The following is an 18,563-nucleotide window of genomic DNA, read 5'->3' as shown; positions in this document are numbered from 1 at the left end:
CCCTCCTCTCGGACCCCTTGGTGCGCGGGCGGGCCTGGGCCCCGCAAAACACGCCCGCGGCGGGCTCACCCCCCCCCCCCCTTCCCTGGGCCCGGGGGCCGCGGGCCCCGGGGCCGCCGCCCCCGACTGTTTGCGGTCGTATCGTTGGGTACACCGCAGCCGTCACCGTCCATGCAGAAAGGCGCCGCGCAATGGTGCAGATCAAGACCCCCGAGCAGATCGCGAAGATGCGTGAGGCGGGGCTGGTGGTCGCTGCCATTCACGCGGCGACCCGAGAGGCCGCGGTACCCGGCGCCACCACGCACGACCTGGACCAGGTCGCACGCAAGGTGATCGCCGACCACGGCGCGAAGTCGAACTTCCTCGGTTACGGCGGATTCCCCGCGACGATCTGCACCTCGGTCAACGAGGTCGTCGTGCACGGCATCCCGGACGAGAAGACCGTCCTCAAGGACGGCGACATCATCTCCATCGACGCCGGCGCGATCATCGACGGCTGGCACGGCGACGCCGCCTACACGGCCTTCGTCGGCACCGGTCACGCTCCGGAGCTCGTCGAGCTCTCCCGGGTGACCGAGGAGTCGATGTGGGCCGGCATCGCCGCGATGAAGGTGAACAACCGCCTCGTCGACATCTCCAAGGCGATCGAGTCCTACATCCGCCGCCAGCCCCGGCCGTCGACCGGCAAGTACGGGATCGTCGAGGACTACGGCGGCCACGGCATCGGTACCGAGATGCACATGGACCCGCACCTGCTGAACTACGTCTCCCGCAAGCGCGGCAAGGGCATCAAGCTGGTGCCCGGGGTCTGCCTGGCCATCGAGCCGATGGTCTCCCTCGGCACGGCCCGCACCGAGGTGCTGGCCGACGAGTGGACCGTCATCACGACCGACGGCAGCCGGTCCTCCCACTGGGAGCACTCCATCGCCCTCACGGAGCAGGGTCCGCTGGTGCTGACCGCACCGGACTGCGGCCGGGAGAAGCTCGCGCAGTACGGCATTGAGGCGGCACCCGACCCTCTGGGGTGATTCGGGGCCACCGGGAGGTCTAAGGATCTCCCGCGGTGGGCAAACTTGACGGATTCGTCTTTTGGAGTCCGCTGACGTAGACTGACTCGTCGGCTCTCGTGCATCCGTGTGTCCGCATACGGTGAGCGACAGTCGATCAAGGTAGCCGATTCGAAAGGCGAAGCGTGGCCAAGAAGCAAGGTGCCATCGAAATTGAGGGCACCGTGATCGAGTCCCTCCCGAACGCCATGTTCAAGGTGGAACTCCAGAACGGTCACAAGGTCCTCGCGCACATCTCCGGCAAGATGCGGATGCACTACATCCGTATCCTCCCGGACGACCGGGTCGTCGTGGAGCTCTCTCCGTACGACCTGACGCGTGGCCGGATCGTCTACCGCTACAAGTAGATCTTGCCCACATTCCGCTTCGGCGGGGTGCTGGCACTGACCCGGAGAACCTGACATCCCATGAAGGTCAAGCCGAGCGTCAAGAAGATCTGCGACAAGTGCAAGGTGATCCGCCGTCACGGTCGGGTCATGGTCATCTGCGACAACCTGCGCCACAAGCAGCGCCAGGGCTGACGCACGACCCCCTGCATCTCGCAGTACTTCGCGCGACGCACGAAAACGTACATACGCAGAGCCCGTCCAAGCCACGGCTGACGACACCTCCGGCGGGGGCCGGAGACCCGGGCGTACCACCTCTCCCAGCGAGAGGTCGGCGGTCGGGAGTGGCCCTGCGGAAGACCCCCGAAATAACAACTGGAGCCATTGAATGGCACGCGTTTCAGGTGTTGACATCCCGCGCGAAAAGCGCGTGGAGGTTGCCCTCACCTACGTCTTCGGTATCGGGCGCACCCGGTCCAAGGAGATCCTCGCCACCACCGGCGTGAACCCCAACACCCGCGTTCGTGACCTGGCCGAAGAGGACCTGGTCAAGATCCGCGAGTACGTGGACGCCAACCTGCGCACCGAGGGTGACCTCCGCCGCGAGATCCAGGGCGACATCCGCCGCAAGATCGAGATCGGCTGCTACCAGGGCATTCGTCACCGCCGTGGTCTGCCGGTGCACGGCCAGCGCACCAGCACGAACGCGCGTACCCGCAAGGGCCCGCGTCGCGCGATCGCCGGTAAGAAGAAGCCGGGCAAGAAGTAGTCCTCAGCGGACGCACTGCGAACGTCCGGTCCACCGGGCATCCGCAGCATCCAGCGGTCTTCGCTGTAGGACCGATCACCTCCCCTCTCCATCTGGAGTAAAGACATGCCCCCCAAGGGTCGTCAGGGCGCAGCCAAGAAGGTGCGTCGCAAGGAAAAGAAGAACGTCGCTCACGGCCACGCGCACATCAAGAGCACGTTCAACAACACCATCGTCTCGATCACGGACCCCTCGGGCAACGTGATCTCCTGGGCCTCCGCCGGCCACGTCGGCTTCAAGGGCTCGCGCAAGTCCACCCCCTTCGCCGCGCAGATGGCCGCCGAGTCGGCCGCCCGCCGCGCGCAGGAGCACGGCATGCGCAAGGTCGACGTCTTCGTGAAGGGTCCGGGCTCCGGCCGCGAGACCGCGATCCGTTCCCTCCAGGCCACGGGCCTCGAGGTCGGTTCGATCCAGGACGTCACCCCGACGCCGCACAACGGCTGCCGTCCGCCGAAGCGTCGCCGCGTCTGATCCGTCACGGCCGGTGACGGTCGTGCGTCAGTAGCGTGGGTACGGGCGGTATGCCCCCTACGGGGGTGTGCCGCCCGTATCCTTGTTTCATCTGTCGGGCGTCAAATAGTGGGCGCCCACGACTGAAGGATTCACACATGCTTATCGCTCAGCGTCCGTCGCTGACCGAAGAGGTCGTTGACGAGTTCCGTTCGCGGTTCGTCATCGAGCCGCTGGAGCCGGGCTTCGGCTACACGCTCGGTAACTCTCTTCGCCGTACGCTCCTCTCCTCGATCCCGGGCGCGGCTGTCACCAGCATCCGGATCGACGGTGTCCTGCACGAGTTCACCACCGTGCCGGGCGTCAAGGAGGACGTCACCGACCTCATCCTCAACATCAAGCAGCTGGTCGTCTCCTCGGAGCACGACGAGCCGGTCGTGATGTACCTGCGCAAGCAGGGTCCCGGCCTGGTCACCGCTGCTGACATCGCCCCGCCGGCCGGTGTCGAGGTCCACAACCCGGACCTCGTCATGGCGACGCTTAACGGCAAGGGCAAGCTGGAGATGGAGCTGACCGTCGAGCGCGGTCGCGGCTACGTCTCCGCCGTCCAGAACAAGCAGGTGGGCCAGGAGATCGGCCGGATTCCGGTCGACTCCATCTACTCGCCGGTGCTCAAGGTCACGTACAAGGTCGAGGCGACCCGTGTCGAGCAGCGCACCGACTTCGACAAGCTGATCGTCGACGTCGAGACCAAGCAGGCCATGCGTCCGCGTGACGCCATGGCGTCGGCCGGTAAGACCCTGGTCGAGCTGTTCGGTCTGGCGCGCGAGCTCAACATCGACGCCGAGGGCATCGACATGGGCCCGTCGCCGACGGACGCGGCGCTCGCCGCCGATCTGGCGCTGCCGATCGAGGAGCTCGAGCTCACGGTCCGCTCGTACAACTGCCTCAAGCGCGAGGGCATCCACTCCGTGGGTGAGCTCGTGGCCCGTTCCGAGGCCGACCTGCTCGACATCCGCAACTTCGGTGCGAAGTCGATCGACGAGGTCAAGGCGAAGCTGGCCGGTATGGGCCTGGCGCTGAAGGACTCGCCTCCCGGGTTCGACCCGACGGCCGCCGCCGATGCCTTCGGCGCGGACGACGACGCGGACGCCGGTTTCGTGGAGACCGAGCAGTACTGAGTCGCCTCCGGCTGGGGTGCCTGTCCCTGACGGGCGCCCCGGACCGGGCGAGGGCTCTGTCCTCGATCGCCGTACGGGCCCGATTGCGTCCCGTACGCGAGGGCTTCGCTCAACGGCCGTAAGGGCTTGGATTCGGGCTTCCGTCCGATGACGGGCTCAAGGCTCTTAGGACTTCCGTGTGGCGACCGCCGCACGGGAACTGACACCGGTACCTGATACGGCCGGTGCAGCACACAAGGAGAAAAACCATGCCTCAGCCCGCCAAGGGTGCCCGTCTGGGCGGCAGCGCTGCGCACGAGAAGCTTCTTCTCAACAACCTCGCGAAGTCGCTGTTCGAGCACGGCCGCATCACCACGACCGAGGCCAAGGCCCGCCGCCTGCGTCCGGTCGCCGAGCGTTTCATCACCAAGGCGAAGAAGGGCGACATCCACAACCGTCGCCTGGTGCTGCAGTCGATCACGGACAAGGGCGTCGTCCACACGCTCTTCACCGAGATCGCCCCGCGGTACGAGAACCGCCCCGGTGGTTACACCCGCATCACCAAGATCGGCAACCGTCGTGGCGACAACGCCCCGATGGCCGTCATCGAGCTGGTCGAGGCCCTGACCGTGGCGCAGGCTGCCACCGGTGAGGCCGAGGCCGCCACGAAGCGTGCGGTCAAGGAAGACGCCCTCAAGAAGGACGAGACCCCGGTCGAGTCCGTCGAGGACGCCAAGCCGGCCGAGGCCGACGAGGAGTCGAAGGACGCCTGAGCGTTCTGAGACCTCTGGACGGGCCCGCACCACCCTTCGGGGCGGTGCGGGCCCGTTCTGCTGTGTACGGATCTTGAGAGGATCGCTGGTGAGTGACGTAGTGGAGCCCGGGTTCGTTCGGGTGCGGCTGGACCTGGCGTACGACGGCAAGGACTTCTCGGGCTGGGCGAAGCAGACCAGCCGGCGGACCGTCCAGGGGGAGATCGAGGACGCCCTGCGCACCGTGACCCGTTCCTCGCGGACGTACGACCTGACCGTGGCAGGGCGCACCGATGCCGGGGTGCACGCGCGTGGCCAGGTCGCGCACGTGGATCTGCCGGCCGAGGTGTGGGCCGAGCACGCGGAGAAGCTGCTGCGGCGGATGGCCGGGCGGATGACGCCCGATGTGCGGATCATGCGGATCGAGGCGGCGCCGGCCGGGTTCAACGCCCGCTTCTCCGCGTTGTGGCGCCGGTACGCGTACCGGGTGGCGGACCGTCCTGGCGGGGTGGATCCGCTGGTGCGGGGTCATGTCCTGTGGCACGACCGGCCGTTGGACGTGGACGCGATGAACGAGGCGGCGGCGCCGATGACCGGGGAGCACGACTTCGCCGCGTACTGCAAGAAGCGTGAGGGCGCGACGACCATCCGCACCCTGCAGAAGCTGAGTTGGGTGCGGGACGAGGCATCGGGTGTGATGACGGCGACCGTGCAGGCCGACGCGTTCTGCCACAACATGGTGCGGGCGCTGATTGGCGCCGCGCTGTTCGTGGGGGACGGGCGGCGTCCGGCCGCTTGGCCCGCCGAGGTGCTGGCGGCCCGGGTGCGCGACCCCGGGGTGCATGTGGTGCGGCCGCACGGGCTGACGCTGGAGGAGGTCGCCTACCCGGCCGACGAGTTGCTGGCGGCGAGGGCCGTGGAGGCCCGTAACGTACGGACGTTGCCGGGGGCCGGCTGCTGCTGAGCGGGCCCGGCCCGGCCGGACGGCGGGTCAGGCGGTGCTGCGCCCGCGCCGCCGCACCGCGCCCGTCAGCACCACCGCCACGTGCAGCGCCGCCCCGCTCAGCAGCGTCGAGCGGAACCAGCCGATCTGCGGGCTCCACCAGGCGAAGACCGCGGCGGGCGCGAGGACCAGCAGCATCAGGATCCGGTAGAGCCACCAGCGGGGCCCGCGCGGGACGTACGGCTCGGGCGGTTGGCCGCCGCCGGCCGTGGACACCGTGTCGCGCATCCCGGCCAGGAGCCCGCGCCGGGCCAGCACCCTCGCCCCGGGGAGCGAGCCGAGTATCTCGGTCTCCCCGCCGAAGCCGGACGGTACGGGCGGCAGGCCGAGCGCCGTCACCAGGCCCTCCTGGTGCCCGGCCGGGTCGCCCGTGGAGCGCAGGATGTGGGCCAGCGGGCGCGGGTCGGCCCGCCGGTACAGCTGCGCGAGGCTCTGTGCGGTGGCCAGGACCTCCGCGTGGCCGGGGGCGGGTGACTCGGTGTCCCAGGTGTGCGTGGCGCGTGGCCGGCCGCGGTGGAGGACGGTGACGCTGCTGCGGCCGGGGGCGCGGTGCAGGACCAGGGCCGGCCAGCTCTCGCCGGTCGTGATGGTCTCGGCGGCCGACGTCAGGGGTTCGTCGGGGACCAGTGCCGTGCGTCTTCCGCGGGTGGTCTCCGGGACCAGCTCGACATAGCTGGAGCCCTCGCCGGCCGGGGCCGTGCGCAGCGAGAAGCCGCTGAGCAGGGCGGCCTGGGCGACCTCGGCCGGGGGAGCGGCGACGATCGCCACCGCGCGCGGCGTCAGCTCCGTCCAGTCCGGGGCGTCGGTCACGGGCGGCTCGGGCGGGCGTCCGAAGAACGGGATCCGTGCGGCGAGGTCGTGCCGGACGTCCGAGCGGGCCTGGAGGAATCCGGCGCGGGGGTCGCCGAACCGGGACCAGGGGAACTCTGTGGCGTGGGCGCCGATGGCCCGGAACGTGTCGAGGGCCTCGGCAGGCCGGTCCGCCACGATCAGCATCAGGGCCAGCTCGTTGCGGAAGCCGGCCGCCTCGCGGTCGCCCGCGCGGTAGATGGAGGAGAGGCCGAGGGCCCGGGTGAGCGCCGCCGCCGTCCGGGTCCCGTACGGACCGGGGGTGCCTGTGTCGTCGGTCTCGGAGAGCTGGTGCTCCAGGGCCGCCCGGAGCGGCAGGGCGTGCAGCTTGGACCCGGGCGGGGCCGAGGCCGCCACCTGCTCCGCGTACCGGAACATCTCCTCGTGCGAGCCGTACCACTTGGCGCACAGGTACTGCAGGGCCTGCTCGTGGCAGCCGGAGTGGTGCGGATCGCGGGCGTTCGCCTCGGCGAGATAGGCGTCGAAGACCTCGCGCGGGGCCTGGATACCGCGGGCGTGCGTGAGGGCGATGCGCCAGGGGACGGGGTCGGCGAGGTTGGCCTCGGCCGCGACGCCGATCACCGGTGCGGCGTCCTCCAGGAGTGCGAAGAAGGCCTGGAACTGGTCCTGCTCCACGTCCTTGGCGCGGGCGTCCGTCCGCACCCGCCAGGCCCGGTGGAGGTGGAAGTCGGCCTTCACGAGGAGGGCGTCCGGGTCCCGGGGCGACTCCTGGAGCCAGTTCTCCAGCCAGCCCTCGTGGTGCAGCGCGGTCCGGGCCAGCCGGCTCACGTACGCGTCCCGGCGCTCCCACTGCGCGTGCGCCCGGGTCGGGGCCAGCAGTTCGGCGGCCGGTGCGTGGTCACCGGCCACGGCCGCGGCGACGGCGGCGCGCAGCGTGGCGTCCGGCGGGTCCAGGACCACGGCCTCGTCGGGCGCGAGGTCGGTACCGACTGCATCGCGGTGGCGCAGGACGCGCAGGAAGGCGACCACGGTGGCAGGGCGCACGGCGCGGGGCCCCCATCCGGAAGAGGTGACTGGGAACGGATCGAAGAGGTGAAGGGACGGGCCGGGACGCGGGCGGGACCGCGTCCCGGCAGGTCAGGTGGTGGAGGCGGTGGCCGCGGCCGAGGCCTGGACCTCGCCGCGGTGACGGATCTGGCGGAACGTGAAGTTCGTCAGGTCGTCACCGACGGCGAACACGTTCTTGTCGGACTTGGTGACGTTCTTCCCGCTGGTGAAGCCGCCGACCGTGAAGTAGGCGTACCGGCCGTAGGAGTTGGCCGTGCGGCGGCAGAAGGTTCCGTTGCGGCAGAACGTCGGCACACCCGAGCCGCTCAGCGAGGCCAGGCCGCCGCCGGCCTGCTCCACGGTCTTCTTGGCCTGGGCCTCGGTCTCGAACACCGCGAGGCCGATGGTCACGGCCACCCCGTCGCGGCTGTACGTGGCGCGGATGACCTGGTCGCAGCCGTTGTTCGCGAGGACCTGGCCGAGCGCGCCCTGGGTGGTGGTGGCGCACTGCGTGGTGCGGTGCGTGGCGCCCTTGGCGTAGACGCGGTCGCCCATCTTGAGCTGCTTGCCGGGGAAGAAGGAGTCGATCGTGACCGGTGCCCGGTCCTTCTTCACGTCGGATATGTAGTCCTTGGGATCCGGCGGTGGCGGCGGCGCGACCGAGGAGAACGACGGCTCCGGCTCGGCGGTCTCACTCGGCAGGTCGGTCGCCGACGGCAGTTGGCTCGCGTCCTTCCCGCCGGACGCGGCGGTGTCGTCCTTGTGCGTCGAGATGACGGCGGTGGCCACGATCGCGGCCACGGCGGCGGTGGCCAGCGCACCCCCGCCGATCATCAGCCACTTCTTGCGCCTGGCCCGTGCCGCGGACGCCTCGGCCATCGCTGCCCAGTCCGGAGTCCCGTTGTCCCCCGGCCCCACCGGCCCCCAGGAGGGCCCCCCTTGCCCAAAGCTCATGCCGCGAATCCTAGACGCAACACAAACCGGTTGGGCCAGGGCTTCGCTGGCCGTGACAATGCTGTCTATGGGACATCTTGAAGCAGGCCATCTCGAGTACTACCTACCGGACGGGCGGGTGCTGCTCGGCGATGCTTCGTTCCGCGTCGCGGACGGTGCGGTGGTCGCCCTCGTCGGGGCGAACGGTGCCGGGAAGACCACGCTGCTCCGCCTGATCGCGGGCGAGCTCCAGCCGCACGGCGGCTCGGTGTCGGTGAGTGGCGGGCTCGGGGTGATGCGGCAGTTCGTGGGTTCGGTGCGTGACGAGCGCACGGTGCGTGACCTGCTGGTCTCCGTGGCCCAGCCGCGTATCCGCGAAGCGGCGCAGGCCGTCGACCGGGCCGAGGAGCTGATCCTCACGGTCGACGACGAGTCCGCGCAGATGAAGTACGCGCAGGCGCTCAGCGACTGGGCGGAGGTGCGCGGGTACGAGGCCGAGACGGTCTGGGACATGTGCACGATGGCCGCGCTGGGCGTCCCGTACGAGAAGGCGCAGTGGCGCGAGGTGCGCACGCTGTCCGGAGGCGAGCAGAAGCGGCTGGTGCTGGAGGCCCTGCTGCGCGGGCCCGACGAGGTGCTGCTGCTCGACGAGCCGGACAACTATCTGGACGTACCCGGCAAGCGGTGGCTGGAGGAGAAGCTCAAGGAGACCCGTAAGACGGTCCTCTTCGTCTCCCACGACCGTGAGCTGCTCTCCCGGGCCGCCGAGAAGATCGTCAGCGTGGAGCCCAGCCCGGCCGGCAGCGACGTGTGGGTGCACGGCGGTGGATTCGGTACGTACCACCAGGCCCGCAAGGAACGGTTCGCGCGCTTCGAGGAACTGCTGCGCCGCTGGCAGGAGGAGCACGCGCGGCTGAAGGCGCTCGTCCTGCGGCTGCGGCAGCAGGCGGCGAACAGCCCCGACATGGCGAACCGCTACCACGCGATGCAGACCCGCTTCAAGAAGTTCGAGGACGCGGGGCCGCCGCCGGAGCCGCCGCGCGAGCAGGACATCAGGATGCGGCTGCGCGGCGGCCGGACCGGGGTGCGGGCCGTGACCTGCAAGAACCTGGAGCTGACCGGGCTGATGAAGCCGTTCGACCTGGAGATCTTCTACGGGGAGCGGGTCGCCGTCCTCGGGTCGAACGGGTCGGGGAAGTCGCACTTCCTGCGGCTGCTGGCCGGTGAGCAGGTGGCCCACACGGGGGAGTGGAAGCTCGGAGCGCGGGTGGTTCCGGGCCACTTCGCGCAGACCCACGCCCACCCGGAGCTGCTCGGCAGGACGCTCGTCGAGATCCTGTGGACGGAGCAGGCCAAGGACCGGGGCGGGGCGATGTCGGTGCTGCGGCGGTACGAGCTGGAACGGCAGGGGGACCAGCCGTTCGAGAAGCTGTCCGGTGGGCAGCAGGCGCGGTTCCAGATCCTGCTCCTGGAGCTGTCCGGCACGACGGCGCTGCTGCTGGACGAGCCGACGGACAACCTGGACCTGGAGTCCGCGGAGGCCCTCCAGGACGGCCTCGAGGTGTACGACGGGACGGTGATGGCCGTCACGCACGACCGGTGGTTCGCGAAGTCCTTCGACCGGTATCTGGTCTTCGGGTCCGACGGGATCGTCCGGGAGACGACGGAGCCGGTGTGGGACGAGCGGCGGGTGTCGCGGGCCCGGTGAGGTCTCGCGGGTGCGGGGTTCCTGGGGCGGGGGACCGGGAACCCCGCGTGCCCGTCCGGCCGGAAGCTGCGCGTTTTGACCCGTCCGGGGCGGGGCGGGTACTGTCGACGATTGTTATACGTATTGGCTTCGTCGTTCTCACGCGAAGGGCCCTTACGTAGGTTCTCTGGAGCAGTTACCAGTGGCTCGCATACGGGCAGCGTCCCCGGCATTGTGAGCCCCAGCTGCATATCGCTTCAGAGGTGCCGTGTGTCTGGACCCATCCACTGAAGAAGCGAAGGCTACGAAGTGCGTACGTACAGCCCCAAGCCCGGCGATGTCACTCGCCAGTGGCACATCATTGACGCCGAGGACATCGTCCTGGGCCGTCTTGCCACGACGGCTGCGAACCTCCTCCGAGGCAAGCACAAGGCGATTTACGCCCCCCACATGGACATGGGCGACTTCGTCATCATCATCAACGCCGAGAAGGTTCACCTCTCCGGCAACAAGAAGACCCAGAAGATGGCCTACCGCCACTCCGGGTTCCCGGGCGGTCTGCGCTCCGTCCGCTACGACGAGCTGCTCGCGAAGAACCCCGAGAAGGCTGTCGAGAAGGCCATCAAGGGCATGATCCCCAAGAACACTCTGGGTCGCCAGATGATCTCGAAGCTCAAGGTGTACGCGGGCGACCAGCACCCGCACGCTGCTCAGCAGCCGGTGCCGTTCGAGATCACCCAGGTCGCGCAGTAGTTCCGGCCTCCCCCTAAGACGTACAGAAAGATCTGAGGAGAATCGTGGCCGAGACCACTGCAGAGACGCCCGTCGAGGGCACCGAGGTCACCGAGGGCGAAGAGACCTTCGCCGAGGTGACCACCTTCGAGTCCGAGGTGCCCGTCGAGGGCGAGTACACCTCGGAGTCGCTCGTGGGCCGCTTCGGCGACCCGCAGCCGGCGGCCGGCCTCGGCCGGCGCAAGAACGCCATCGCCCGTGTCCGGATCGTCCCGGGCACCGGCAAGTGGAAGATCAACGGTCGCACCCTTGAGGACTACTTCCCCAACAAGGTGCACCAGCAGGAAGTCAACGAGCCCTTCAAGGTGCTCGAGCTCGACAACCGCTACGACGTCATCGCCCGCATCTCGGGTGGCGGCGTCTCGGGTCAGGCCGGCGCCCTGCGTCTCGGCGTCGCCCGCTCGCTCAACGAGGCGGACGAGGAGAACAACCGCGCCACGCTGAAGAAGGCCGGCTTCCTCTCCCGCGACGACCGTGCGGTCGAGCGCAAGAAGGCCGGTCTCAAGAAGGCCCGTAAGGCCCCGCAGTACAGCAAGCGCTAAACCGCCTGCTCATACGCGTTACTCGTTCGCCCCGGCGGCACACCTCGTGCTGCCGGGGCGTTCGTTTATTGACACCCTCGGGCATATAACGGCATAAGACGTTCATAGGCCCGTTGTATGCCTGGTCTGATTTTTTGCGTTTCGGAGCACCTTCGGAGGACACCAGTGGGACGACTCTTCGGCACGGACGGCGTGCGCGGTGTCGCCAATGCGGATCTGACGGCCGAGCTCGCGCTCGGTCTGTCGGTCGCTGCGGCGCACGTGCTGGCCGAGGCGGGCACCTTCGAGGGCCATCGGCCGACGGCCGTGGTCGGCCGGGATCCCCGCGCCTCCGGAGAGTTCCTGGAGGCCGCAGTGGTGGCGGGCCTCGCCAGCGCGGGCGTCGACGTCCTGCGCGTCGGCGTGCTGCCGACCCCCGCCGTGGCCTACCTCACCGGTGCGCTGGGCGCCGACATCGGTGTCATGCTCTCGGCGAGCCACAACGCCATGCCTGACAACGGCGTCAAGTTCTTCGCCCGCGGCGGCCACAAGCTCGCCGACGAGCTGGAGGACCGCATCGAGACGGTCTACGAGCAGCACCGCACCGGCGAGCCCTGGGCCCGTCCCACCGGCGCGGGCGTGGGCCGGATCAGCGACTACGCGGAGGGCTTCGACCGTTACGTCGCTCACCTCATCGGCGTACTGCCCAACCGGCTCGACGGCCTGAAGGTCGTCCTCGACGAGGCGCACGGCGCAGCCGCCCGCGTCTCGCCCGAGGCCTTCGCCCGTGCCGGAGCCGAGATCGTCACGATCGGCGCCGAGCCCGACGGACTGAACATCAACGACGGCTGCGGTTCCACCCACCTGGAGCTGCTGCGGGCCGCCGTCGTCGAGCACGGCGCCGACCTCGGCATCGCCCACGACGGCGACGCGGACCGCTGCCTGGCCGTGGACGCGGCGGGCGAGGAGATCGACGGCGACCAGATCCTGGCCGTGCTCGCCCTCGCCATGCGTGACGCCGGACAGCTCCGCAAGGGCACCGTCGTCGGCACCGTGATGTCGAACCTCGGCTTCAAGATCGCGATGGAGCGGGAGGGCATCCAGCTCGTCCAGACCGCCGTCGGCGACCGCTACGTGCTGGAGTCGATGAAAGCCGAGGGCTACGCCCTGGGCGGCGAGCAGTCCGGCCACGTCATCGTCCTGGACCACGCCACGACCGGCGACGGCACGCTGACCGGCCTGATGCTGGCGGCCCGGGTCGCCGCCACCGGCCGTCCGCTCGCCGATCTGGCCGGGGTGATGGAGCGCCTGCCCCAGGTGCTCATCAACGTGCCGGACGTCGACAAGTCCCGCGTCGCCACCTCTCCCGAGCTGGCCGTCGCCGTGGCCGAGGCCGAGCGCGAGCTGGGCGCCACCGGACGCGTGCTGCTGCGCCAGTCGGGCACCGAACCGCTGGTACGGGTCATGGTCGAGGCCGCCGACATCGACCAGGCGCGCGCCGTGGCCGGCCGGCTGGCCGATGTGGTGAAGTCCGCGCTGGGTTAAGCGGTACGGGCGGGGCCGGGCGCGCGGATCCACGGGTGCCCGGCCCCGTTCGCATGCCCGGCGGGCTCAGCGCCGACCGGGGCCCCGGCCCGTACTCGCGGGCGCCGCCGGTGGCCGCACGACCGCCCGGCGGCGCCGGGCGGCCCGCCACAGGCCCTTCTGCAGCAGCAGCGTCAGCGTCCCCGCGAGCACGATCCCGCCGAGGTTCTCCAGCAGCTGCCGCGCGGAACCGGACATCTGCGCGTAGTCGCTGTAGCTGAAGGCCACCGCCGCGTTGGCCGCGGCCGGCACCGTCGTCACCGAGATCGCGACACCGATCAGCGCCCCGGACTTCGCCGAGGTCAGGGACAGCGTCCCGGCGATGCCCGCGAGGAACGCCACCACGAACGACATCCAGTCGGGCTGCCAGACGAACGCCGTATTGGGCCGTTCCGCCTCGATCATCCCCGCGTCGAACAGCCCCAGAACGTCCAGCAGCCAGGCGAAACCGGCCGTGAGCACCATCGCCGCGGCGAAACCGCCGACCAGCGCGAGCAGCGAGCGCCACACCAGCTGCGGGGCGCGCTGCACCAGGGCCGTGGAGATCCCGGCCAGCGGGCCGAACTCGGGCCCCACCGCCATCGCCCCCACGATCAGGATCGCGTTGTCGAGCATCACACCGCAGGCGGCGAGCATCGTCGCGAGCGCGAGGAACGACACATAGGTGACGCTGAACGTCGACTCCTCGTGGGTCGCCTCCGTCAGCTCCTCCCACAGCACCGCGTCCGCGCCGTCGCCCGGTGCCTCCTGCTCCGCCCGGTCGGCGCGCTCGGAGAGCGTCAGGTCCATGTCCTCGACGGTGATCGAGCCGTACGTGTCGACGCCGAGCCCGCGCAACGCCCCGATCAGCTCGTCGCCCGCCTCCCGCGCCACGTCGCACATCACCACGTCACCCACCGGGTCACGGGCCACCGCGGCCATCACGACGAGGTGGGCGGTGCCGACGGTCCGCTCCAGCAGGGCCACCACCCCGTCCGTGCGGTCGGCGGGCACGATCAGGCGCAGATGCAGCACAACGGGCCTCCTCGGGGGGTGGGTCCCGGCCTCAGAGCTTGCGCAGGGACAGCCGCTGGACCTTGTGGTCGGGGCCCTTGCGGAGGACCAGAGTGGCACGGCCCCGGGTCGGCGCGACGTTCTCCACGAGGTTCGGCTTGTTGATGGTCCGCCACATCGTCGCCGCGTACTCCATCGCCTCCGCCTCGGAGACCTGGGTGTACTTACGGAAGTACGAGGACGGGTCCTGGAACGCCGTGGCGCGCAGCTTGCGGAAGCGGTTGAGGTACCAGGTCTCGATGTCCTCGGGCCGCGCGTCCACGTACACACTGAAGTCGAAGTAGTCGGCGAGCCCCACCCTGGTCCGGCCGTCCTTGCCGGGCAGTGCGGGCTGGAGCACGTTCAGCCCCTCGACGATGAGGATGTCCGGGCGCCGCACGGTGAGCCGTTCACCGGGCACGATGTCGTAGATCAGGTGGGAGTAGACGGGGGCCGTCACCTCGTCCTTGCCGGCCTTGATGTCGGCGACGAAACGGGTCAGGGCGCGCCGGTCGTAGGACTCCGGGAAACCCTTGCGCGACATCAGCCCACGGGTGTGGAGCTCCTTCATCGGCAGCAGGAACCCGTCCGTGGTCACCAGCTCCACCCGCGGGTGCTCGGGCCAGCGGGCCAGCAGTGCCTGGAGGATACGGGCGCTGGTGGACTTGCCGACCGCGACACTGCCCGCGACCCCTATGACGAACGGGGTACCGCGCTGCGCGCCGTGCCCGTTGCCCGCGTCCCCGAGGAAGGTGTTGAGGGCGCCGCGCAGCCCGGACGTGGCCTGCACGTACAGGTTGAGGAGCCGGGAGAGCGGCAGGTAGACGTCCCGCACCTCGTCGAGGTCGATGACGTCCCCGAGACCGCGCAGCCGTTCCACCTCCCCGGCGGTCAGCGGCAGCGGAGTCTTGTCGCGCAGGGCGCTCCACTCCGCTCGGGAGAGGTCGACGTACGGCGTCGCGGCGTGCTCGGCGCGTCGGTTCGTGCTCCGTGTCGGCGAAGTGATCACACGTTCATTGTTGCGGGAGTTTGAACGGAGTGGGGGGTGGGGCGGGGGGTGGGCTCGGTCACGTGGGGGGTTTCGCGGCTGCCCGTGTCACACGGTGCGACAGGCCGGTGGCGCCGTGCAGCCGGTCCGCCGGGTCTCGGGCGCGCACGGCACCCGGCCCTGAGCCGGCCCGGCGTGGTGTGACGGCGGGGTGAGCCGCGGCGCAGAAGGGCTCCGACCGCCGGATGCTCCGGGCCCGGGACGCGATGGACCGCGCGTACGCGCAACCGCTGGACGTCCCCGCCCTGGCCCGTATCGCCCATGTGGCCCCGCCGCGTTTCTCGCACACCTTCCGTGCCACGTTCGCGAGACGCCCCACCGCTGTCTGAACGCCGCCGGGGTCGAGCGCGCGATGTTCCCCACCGAGCGTGACTACGGAATCGACAGCGGCCTCCGCGACTGTTCGGCAACCGCCTCCGTCCCACCCCGTTGAACACCGTCTGGCGTCCGCTTCCGCCGCGCGATGGGTCCGAGTTGGGTCTGCGATGGGCCCGTGGTGGGTCCGCAGGCCCTTCGGATTGGGTCTCGTGCGTACATAACGTGACGTGCATAAGCGTCACGGCTGGATCGGGGGAGGCCGGACTTCTTCAGTAGTTGGTGAAGGGTTTCCCGTTGTCGGACTCACACGGCCTGGCTTTTCAGGCCGGCATCCCCACGCGACGCTGGGAGTTGCCGCGATCGATCGTCACGATGCGGGTGCTCCTGTACGTCATGTTCGGGCTCACGCTGCTTGGCGGCGTCGGTGTGCTGAACTCCCTGCTCGACCTGGGCAGTCACATCACGCCCACCCTCACTCTGGCGGCGGTGTACGCGCTCGCGCCGGGTATCGCCGCCGCCGTTCTGGTGCGGTTCCTGTGGACCGGCGGGAAAGCGGTCTGGGTCGGACTGATCGTGCTCCAGGTCTGGCTGTTGGCCGGCGGCATCGTCAACCTGTACGAGGGTTCGACGCGCGGCCTCAGCCAACTGCTGCTGCCGGGCGCGCTGCTGGCCCTGACCAGCGCGAGCGCTACCCGGTCCTGGTTCGAACTCCCCGCGGAGCAGCGGGCGGTGAGGCCGCGCTGGACGCGCGATCGGGTCCGCCGACTGGCGCTCCCCTCGATCCCGCACCTGATCACGTGGCGGCGTAACCGCGGTCAGACGTCGTTCGAGTACCTCGGTCTGATCTGCCTCGTCGTGGCCGTCATCGGCGCGCTCACGCTCGGCGGCGTAGGGGGCCAGATCACGGGCCGCCTCCAGGACGCGGTCTGCAGCCTCGGCGGCGGCGACTGCTCCGGTGACAACGTTGCCGGGGACGACGGCGGGTCGGGCGGTAACGCCTCCGGCGGTGGCAGTCGTGGCAGCGGTGGTGACTCGGGCGGCGACAGTGCCGGTGGCAGCGCGAGTGGTGGCAGTGGCGGTGACTCGGGCGGCAGCGCGGGCGGCGATTCCGGTAGCGACGGAGGGGTCGTCACCGGCGGCGACTCCGGTGGTGACGGCGACGACGACTCGGGTGGCGCCGGTGCCAGCGGCAGCGGCAGCGGCAGCGGCAGTGGTGGCAGTAGTGGTGGGAAGTCCGGTGGGAACAACTCCGGTGGTAGTGATTCCGGTGGTAGCAGTTCCGGTGGCGGCTCCAGTAGCGGTGGTAGTGACTCCGGTGGTGATGACTCCGATGGTGGGGTCAGTGCTGGGGGTGTTTCCGGTGGCAGTAGTGGTGGGAAGTCCGGTGGGAACAACTCCGGTGGTAGTGATTCCGGTGGTAGCAGTTCCAGTGGTGGCTCCAGCAGTAGTGGTGGTTCCAGCGGTAGTGGTGGTTCCAGCAGTGGTGGCAGTGACTCGGGTGGTAGCAGTTCCAGTGGTGGTTCCAGCGGTAGTGGTGGTTCCAGCAGTGGTGGCAGCGATTCCGGTGGTAGCAGTTCCAGTGGCGGCTCCAGCAGTAGTGGTGGTTCCAGCGGTAGTGGCGGTTCCAGCAGTGGTGGCAGTGACTCGGGTGGTAGCAGTTCCAGCGGTGGTTCCAGCAGCAGTGGCGGTGACTCCGGCAGCAGCAGCAGCGACGGTGGCAGCAGCGACGGTGGCAGTGACTCCGGCGGGAACAACTCCAGCAGTGGTGGCAGCAGCGGTGGCAGCTCCGGTGGAGGAACCTCCGGCGGGAGTTCCAGCGGGGGGCTGCTCAGTGGCGGTCTGCTCAGCGGCGGTTTGCTCACTGGCGGTCTGGTCAGTGGAGGCCTGGTCGGTGGCGGTTCGTCCGGTGGCAGTTCGTCCGGTGGCAGTAGTGGCGGAAAGTCCGGTGGGAACAACAACGGTGGCGCCTCCGGTGGTGATTCCGGTGGCGATGAAGGGGACTGCGAGGACGGCGGGTCCTCGTCCGGTGGTTCCTCGGCCTCGGGTGGTTCCTCGTCCGGTGGTCCGACGGTCTCCGGCGGTGGCTCGGCCATCGGTGGTGCCGGTCCCAAGCTCATCTCGCTCGTCTCGAACTGCAATGACGACGACGATGACGACGATGACGACGACGAGGACGAGTGCCGGGACAACTCCGCCGCCTTCCGCGGCGGAGTGACCACAGGCGGCGTCGGCCGCGAGCGGTACACGCTCGCCTCCGCAGGAGGCCCCGCCCGTGGGGTCAGGTTCGCCGCCGGCTCCGGGTCCCCCAATCCCATGGACCTGATCTCCGCCGTCACGGCGTCGTCCATCGCCGGTATCGACACGTTCCAGGACGTGGACGACAGGGTCAGTAACGCGCTCGGACTCACCGACGAGCCGAAGTCGCCGCCCGAGGACACACAGCCGGAGGACGAGCCGGACGACGACGCCCCGGACGGGGGAGACTGCCCCACCGGTCCCGACCCGATGGACGTGCTGAAGGACATCCCGGACTTCCGCCCCGGCGACAAGAAGGGCTGGGCGCACGAGGTCGAGGAGATCGCCAAGAAGAATCCCCTGACGAAGGACTTCACCGCCGACGACGCACTCATCGTCGCCGACTACACCGGCTCCTGGGCGGACGACGCGAACAGCTATCTCCGCGGCAATCCGATCTCCGGCAATCGCGGTAAGCAGGTCCCGGAGTTCATCAAGCGCATGGACCGTGCGCTGGATCATCTGCCGCCGGTCGACGGGACCTTCTACCGGGGCACGTTCATGCCGGACGACCTGCTGAAGCAGTTCGACAGCGGTGATCAGGTCGAGATGCCCGAATACCTCAGCACGTCGAGCGACCCGGCCAAGGCCGACCGTGCCGTCGAGGCTTCGGCGAACAAGGGCCGGACCGGCGGCGAGAGCGTCCTGATGGAAGTCACCACGGACAACGGCCGCAACATCGACGACCTGTCCCGCTACCGGGGCAAGGAGTCGGAGGTCCTCATCCCGCGCGGCGGCAAGTTCGAGAAGACGGGTGAGACGACGAAGATCATCGGAGGTAAGAAGTACAAGGTCATCCAGGTGAAGCAGGTGGGCTGAGCCGTCCCCTGTGCCGTGTACGTGTGTGGGGCCGTAGCCTGCGGCGCCGACGCCCACCCGGCTGTTTGTAAGGGTAAGCCGTGGAGATGGAGGTATGTACATGTGTTTATC

The 18,563-nt window shown here is 69.6% G+C and carries 17 protein-coding genes and 1 pseudogene; 14 read left to right on the top strand and 4 right to left on the bottom strand.

Annotated features, from left to right (window positions below; translation table 11 throughout):
• Positions 1 to 191: 191 nt before the first annotated feature.
• From map to truA, 8 genes are all read left to right on the top strand, one after another.
• A complete protein-coding gene (map, locus tag ACFVJX_RS29325) occupies positions 192 to 1,028 on the top strand; it encodes a type I methionyl aminopeptidase (RefSeq protein WP_384123294.1) in 837 nt (278 codons plus the stop codon).
• Positions 1,029 to 1,192: 164 nt separating this feature from the next.
• Positions 1,193 to 1,414 carry a translation initiation factor IF-1 gene (gene infA, locus ACFVJX_RS29320; protein WP_003956442.1) on the top strand — a complete coding sequence of 74 codons (222 nt, stop codon included), beginning with the start codon at positions 1,193 to 1,195 and terminating at the stop codon, positions 1,412 to 1,414.
• Between the two features lie 60 nt (positions 1,415 to 1,474).
• Positions 1,475 to 1,588, top strand: a complete 114-nt coding sequence (gene rpmJ, locus ACFVJX_RS29315) for a 50S ribosomal protein L36 (protein ID WP_003956441.1) — start codon at positions 1,475 to 1,477, stop codon at positions 1,586 to 1,588.
• 193 nt (positions 1,589 to 1,781) lie between these two features.
• Complete coding sequence (gene rpsM / locus ACFVJX_RS29310) at positions 1,782 to 2,162, top strand: 30S ribosomal protein S13 (RefSeq protein WP_014047799.1); 381 nt, start codon at positions 1,782 to 1,784, stop codon at positions 2,160 to 2,162.
• A 105-nt stretch (positions 2,163 to 2,267) separates the two neighbouring features.
• Positions 2,268 to 2,672, top strand: a complete 405-nt coding sequence (gene rpsK, locus ACFVJX_RS29305) for a 30S ribosomal protein S11 (RefSeq protein WP_003956432.1) — start codon at positions 2,268 to 2,270, stop codon at positions 2,670 to 2,672.
• A 137-nt stretch (positions 2,673 to 2,809) separates the two neighbouring features.
• Complete coding sequence (locus ACFVJX_RS29300; protein WP_024491600.1) at positions 2,810 to 3,832, top strand: DNA-directed RNA polymerase subunit alpha; 1,023 nt, start codon at positions 2,810 to 2,812, stop codon at positions 3,830 to 3,832.
• Positions 3,833 to 4,080: 248 nt separating this feature from the next.
• The gene (gene rplQ / locus ACFVJX_RS29295) at positions 4,081 to 4,584 is read left to right on the top strand and encodes a 50S ribosomal protein L17 (RefSeq protein WP_384123292.1); all 504 of its coding nucleotides are present in this window, start codon (positions 4,081 to 4,083) and stop codon (positions 4,582 to 4,584) included.
• A gap of 88 nt (positions 4,585 to 4,672) precedes the next feature.
• Positions 4,673 to 5,527: a tRNA pseudouridine(38-40) synthase TruA gene (gene truA, locus ACFVJX_RS29290; protein WP_384123290.1), complete on the top strand. Its 855-nt coding sequence runs from the start codon at positions 4,673 to 4,675 to the stop codon at positions 5,525 to 5,527.
• A gap of 27 nt (positions 5,528 to 5,554) precedes the next feature.
• On the opposite strand, the gene ACFVJX_RS29285 is transcribed toward truA, so the two are convergent.
• Entirely contained in the window at positions 5,555 to 7,420 is a 1,866-nt protein-coding gene (locus tag ACFVJX_RS29285; RefSeq protein WP_384123288.1) for a DUF4034 domain-containing protein, read from the bottom strand.
• A 93-nt stretch (positions 7,421 to 7,513) separates the two neighbouring features.
• Positions 7,514 to 8,377, bottom strand: coding sequence for a hypothetical protein (locus ACFVJX_RS29280; protein ID WP_384123286.1), 864 nt, complete (start codon positions 8,375 to 8,377; stop codon positions 7,514 to 7,516).
• Between the two features lie 67 nt (positions 8,378 to 8,444).
• Between ACFVJX_RS29280 and ACFVJX_RS29275 the strand changes: the two genes are divergently transcribed.
• The 4 genes from ACFVJX_RS29275 (at position 8,445) to glmM (ending at position 12,901) form a co-directional block, all read left to right on the top strand.
• Positions 8,445 to 10,064: an ABC-F family ATP-binding cassette domain-containing protein gene (locus ACFVJX_RS29275; RefSeq protein ID WP_384123284.1), complete on the top strand. Its 1,620-nt coding sequence runs from the start codon at positions 8,445 to 8,447 to the stop codon at positions 10,062 to 10,064.
• Between the two features lie 288 nt (positions 10,065 to 10,352).
• Positions 10,353 to 10,796, top strand: a complete 444-nt coding sequence (gene rplM / locus ACFVJX_RS29270) for a 50S ribosomal protein L13 (RefSeq protein WP_024490227.1) — start codon at positions 10,353 to 10,355, stop codon at positions 10,794 to 10,796.
• 44 nt (positions 10,797 to 10,840) lie between these two features.
• Positions 10,841 to 11,377 carry a 30S ribosomal protein S9 gene (gene rpsI, locus ACFVJX_RS29265; RefSeq protein ID WP_384123282.1) on the top strand — a complete coding sequence of 179 codons (537 nt, stop codon included), beginning with the start codon at positions 10,841 to 10,843 and terminating at the stop codon, positions 11,375 to 11,377.
• A 165-nt stretch (positions 11,378 to 11,542) separates the two neighbouring features.
• On the top strand, positions 11,543 to 12,901 hold the full coding sequence (gene glmM / locus ACFVJX_RS29260) for a phosphoglucosamine mutase (protein WP_384123280.1): 1,359 nt from the start codon (positions 11,543 to 11,545) through the stop codon (positions 12,899 to 12,901).
• A gap of 66 nt (positions 12,902 to 12,967) precedes the next feature.
• Here glmM and ACFVJX_RS29255 read toward each other — a convergent pair whose 3' ends face one another.
• Positions 12,968 to 13,954, bottom strand: a complete 987-nt coding sequence (locus ACFVJX_RS29255) for a DUF389 domain-containing protein (protein WP_384123278.1) — start codon at positions 13,952 to 13,954, stop codon at positions 12,968 to 12,970.
• Between the two features lie 31 nt (positions 13,955 to 13,985).
• Positions 13,986 to 14,981 (bottom strand): type I pantothenate kinase, encoded by a 996-nt coding sequence (gene coaA / locus ACFVJX_RS29250; RefSeq protein ID WP_384123276.1) that lies wholly within the window; start codon positions 14,979 to 14,981, stop codon positions 13,986 to 13,988.
• A 224-nt stretch (positions 14,982 to 15,205) separates the two neighbouring features.
• Here coaA and ACFVJX_RS29245 point away from each other — a divergent pair.
• Both ACFVJX_RS29245 and ACFVJX_RS29240 read left to right on the top strand, forming a co-directional pair.
• A pseudogene (locus ACFVJX_RS29245) lies at positions 15,206 to 15,378 on the top strand (AraC family transcriptional regulator); the annotation flags it as partial.
• Positions 15,379 to 15,632: 254 nt separating this feature from the next.
• Entirely contained in the window at positions 15,633 to 18,452 is a 2,820-nt protein-coding gene (locus ACFVJX_RS29240) for an ADP-ribosyltransferase (protein ID WP_385746138.1), read from the top strand.
• The last annotated feature ends 111 nt before the right edge of the window (positions 18,453 to 18,563 follow it).

Source organism: Streptomyces sp. NPDC127177, assembly GCF_042672475.1.
Lineage (GTDB): Bacteria > Actinomycetota > Actinomycetes > Streptomycetales > Streptomycetaceae > Streptomyces.
Note: the sequence above shows the minus strand (reverse complement) of the source record. Positions and strands in the feature narration are given on the sequence as shown.